The organism is Ruegeria sp. F11 (genome assembly GCF_056533855.1).
This window is the reverse complement of record NZ_JBQFOW010000034.1, coordinates 1-3,763: the sequence shown is the minus strand read 5'-3', so window position 1 is coordinate 3,763 and position 3,763 is coordinate 1. Positions and strand designations below refer to the sequence as shown.

Annotated in this window: 1 tRNA gene and 2 rRNA genes; all 3 read left to right on the top strand. The window is 53.2% G+C overall.

The features are described 5' to 3' along the window. Positions 1–421: 421 nt before the first annotated feature. The 3 genes from ACR0NJ_RS21185 (at position 422) to ACR0NJ_RS21175 (ending at position 3,759) form a co-directional block, all read left to right on the top strand. Positions 422–3,287: ribosomal RNA gene (locus ACR0NJ_RS21185) — 23S ribosomal RNA — on the top strand. Positions 3,288–3,474: 187 nt separating this feature from the next. Further along, positions 3,475–3,589 (top strand): 5S ribosomal RNA (rrf, locus tag ACR0NJ_RS21180). A 93-nt stretch (positions 3,590–3,682) separates the two neighbouring features. Continuing rightward, a tRNA-Met gene (locus tag ACR0NJ_RS21175) sits at positions 3,683–3,759 on the top strand. The last annotated feature ends 4 nt before the right edge of the window (positions 3,760–3,763 follow it).

Below are 3,763 nucleotides of genomic sequence, written 5' to 3'. Positions count from 1 at the left end.
AATTGACATCGTATAGAGAGAAATCAATCAACACTGTTTGATCGTGCCGAGTGTGGCGCTGATCTCGGTCGTTCTCATCTTCGGATGAGCGGCGCAGTTTGGGTCTAGCCGGCCTTTAGTGCGTATCGCGACTGAAACGAACAGAGTTGTCCAAGTCAAATATACTAACCCGAGCGACCTGCGTTGATCAGCTGCACGGCTGGGAGACCATATGGGGTTGCTCAATTGTCCTCGTCCAAGTGGCGGGGGCGGGAAATGTATGTTTTTGGTTCAGAAGAATGACTGCCTTTAGTTACCAGCTGGGCGGTCTCGATCGATCCGACCCCCGAACTATGAAGGCCGAAGGCCGGAAGAGTTCATGTCCTCAAGTAGCCGAATAGGCGGTAGGACAAAAAGGTCGTGTCTTTCTTTTTCTGGATCAAATCAAGCGCGAGAAGGGCGTTTGGTGAATGCCTTGGCAGCAAGAGGCGATGAAAGACGTGATACTCTGCGATAAGCCATGGGGAGCTGAGAATAAGCTTTGATCCATGGATCTCTGAATGGGGCAACCCACTTGAAAGCTTCATATTGTTATCTCTGATAATCAATATGTTGCTTAACCAAGTACTTAAGACCTGAATACATAGGGTTTTAAGAGCAAACCCGGGGAACTGAAACATCTAAGTACCCGGAGGAAAGGAAATCAATTGATACTCCCCTAGTAGCGGCGAGCGAACGGGGACCAGCCGAGCCAGATAAGTGACTAGAACACGTTGGGAAGCGTGGCCATAGCGGGTGACAGCCCCGTATAGGAAGCTTTGATGGACGTATTAAGTAGGGCGGAACACGTGAAATTCTGTCTGAAGATCGGAGGACCACCTTCGAAGGCTAAGTACTCCTTGCTGACCGATAGCGAACCAGTACCGTGAGGGAAAGGTGAAAAGCACCCCGACGAGGGGAGTGAAACAGTACCTGAAACCGAACGCCTACAATCAGTCGGAGGATCCTCGAGATCTGACGGCGTACCTTTTGTATAATGGGTCATCGACTTGGTCTCACGAGCAAGCTTAAGCCGTTAGGTGTAGGCGTAGCGAAAGCGAGTCTTAATAGGGCGTATGAGTTCGTGGGATCAGACCCGAAACCGAGTGATCTAGGCATGGCCAGGTTGAAGGTAAGGTAACACTTACTGGAGGACCGAACCCACATCCGTTGAAAAGGATCGGGATGAGCTGTGCCTAGGGGTGAAAGGCCAATCAAACTCGGAGATAGCTGGTTCTCTGCGAAATCTATTTAGGTAGAGCGTCATCCGAATACCCCGGGGGGTAGAGCACTGGATGGGTAATGGGGCCCCACAGGCTTACTGATCCTAACCAAACTCCGAATACCCGGGAGTACTAGATGGCAGACACACTGCGGATGCTAACGTCCGTAGTGGAGAGGGAAACAACCCTGACCTACGACTAAGGCCCCCAATTCATGGCTAAGTGGGAAAGCAGGTGGGACGACCAAAACAACCAGGAGGTTGGCTTAGAAGCAGCCATCCTTTAAAGATAGCGTAACAGCTCACTGGTCTAAATAAGTTGTCCTGCGGCGAAGATGTAACGGGGCTCAAGCCATGAGCCGAAGTCTAGGGATGCGTAAGCATCGGTAGCAGAGCGTAGTGTGACATAGAACCTTGTCTATATTGCCGCCGGTTATGCGGCGCGCGTAAGCGCGCTCAAGTAGCCGAATAGGCGGTAGCGCAGACATAGGTTCTTTCGATGAAGCGGGCGCGTGAGCGATCCCGTGGAGAGATCACTAGTGAGAATGATGACATGAGTAGCGACAAAGAGTGTGAGAGACACTCTCGCCGAAAGTCCAAGGGTTCCTGCTTAAAGCTAATCTGAGCAGGGTAAGCCGGCCCCTAAGCCGAGGCCGAAAGGCGTAGGCGATGGGAACTAGGTTAATATTCCTAGGCCAGGAGGATGTGACGGATCACAGGTGTAGTTCAATCTTATCGGATTGATTGGGCTGCTGAGTGGTTCCTGGAAATAGCCCTCCATGAGACCGTACCCTAAACCGACACAGGTGGACTGGTAGAGCATACCAAGGCGCTTGAGAGAACGATGTTGAAGGAACTCGGCAAAATACCTCCGTAAGTTCGCGAGAAGGAGGCCCGGTTCCTAGGCAACTAGGGGCTGGGGGCACAAACCAGGGGGTGGCGACTGTTTATTAAAAACACAGGGCTCTGCGAAGTCGCAAGACGACGTATAGGGTCTGACGCCTGCCCGGTGCCTGAAGGTTAAAAGGAGAGGTGAGAGCCTTGAATTGAAGCCCAGGTAAACGGCGGCCGTAACTATAACGGTCCTAAGGTAGCGAAATTCCTTGTCGGGTAAGTTCCGACCTGCACGAATGGCGTAACGACTTCCCCGCTGTCTCCAACATCGACTCAGCGAAATTGAATTGCCTGTCAAGATGCAGGCTTCCCGCGGTTAGACGGAAAGACCCCGTGCACCTTTACTACAGCTTCGCACTGGCATCAGGATTGTGATGTGCAGGATAGGTGGTAGGCTTTGAAGCGGAAACGCAAGTATCCGTGGAGCCTCCCTTGAGATACCACCCTTCGCACTCTTGATGTCTAACCGCGGTCCGTTATCCGGATCCGGGACCCTGCGTGGCGGGTAGTTTGACTGGGGCGGTCGCCTCCTAAAGCGTAACGGAGGCGCGCGAAGGTTGGCTCAGAGCGGTCGGAAATCGCTCGTTGAGTGCAATGGCAGAAGCCAGCCTGACTGCAAGACTGACAAGTCGAGCAGAGTCGAAAGACGGCCATAGTGATCCGGTGGTCCCGAGTGGAAGGGCCATCGCTCAACGGATAAAAGGTACGCCGGGGATAACAGGCTGATACTGCCCAAGAGTCCATATCGACGGCAGTGTTTGGCACCTCGATGTCGGCTCATCTCATCCTGGGGCTGGAGCAGGTCCCAAGGGTACGGCTGTTCGCCGTTTAAAGAGGTACGTGAGCTGGGTTTAGAACGTCGTGAGACAGTTCGGTCCCTATCTGCCGTGGGTGTAGGAGACTTGAGAGGAGTTGCCCCTAGTACGAGAGGACCGGGGTGAACGATCCACTGGTGGACCAGTTGTCGTGCCAACGGCAGTGCTGGGTAGCTATGATCGGACAGGATAACCGCTGAAGGCATCTAAGCGGGAAGCCCCCCTCAAAACAAGGTCTCCCTGAGGGCCGTGGAAGACCACCACGTCAATAGGCCGGAGATGTAAGCGCAGTAATGCGTTCAGTTGACCGGTACTAATCGCCCGATAGGCTTGATTTGATCCAGTAATGGAAAGACAAAGCCGAAAGCATACACCGACCTTGACAATGGATAACGTCGCAGCGCCAAGCCGCGATGTTGGTTGATTAAATAACCGAGTGGCACCGCGCATTCGCTTCGCGAATACGCTGCCTGCCACCTGTCGCTTTCTTGCAAAGCAAGAAAGTCGACATGGGCTTTTCCTCGGTTTGGTGGTCATAGCGCAAGTGAAACACCCGGTCCCATCCCGAACCCGGAAGTTAAGCACTGCCGCGCCAATGGTACTTGGGCTTAAGCCCCGGGAGAGTAGGTCACCGCCAAACCTAGTAAAAGCCCAAAAAACACCTCTCTAATACGATGAAAAGAACACTACACGGCCTCAAGTAGCCGAATAGGCGGTAGGCCCACCAAAGTGTCGCGGGGTGGAGCAGTCCGGTAGCTCGTCAGGCTCATAACCTGAAGGTCAGAGGTTCAAATCCTCTCCCCGCAACCAACTT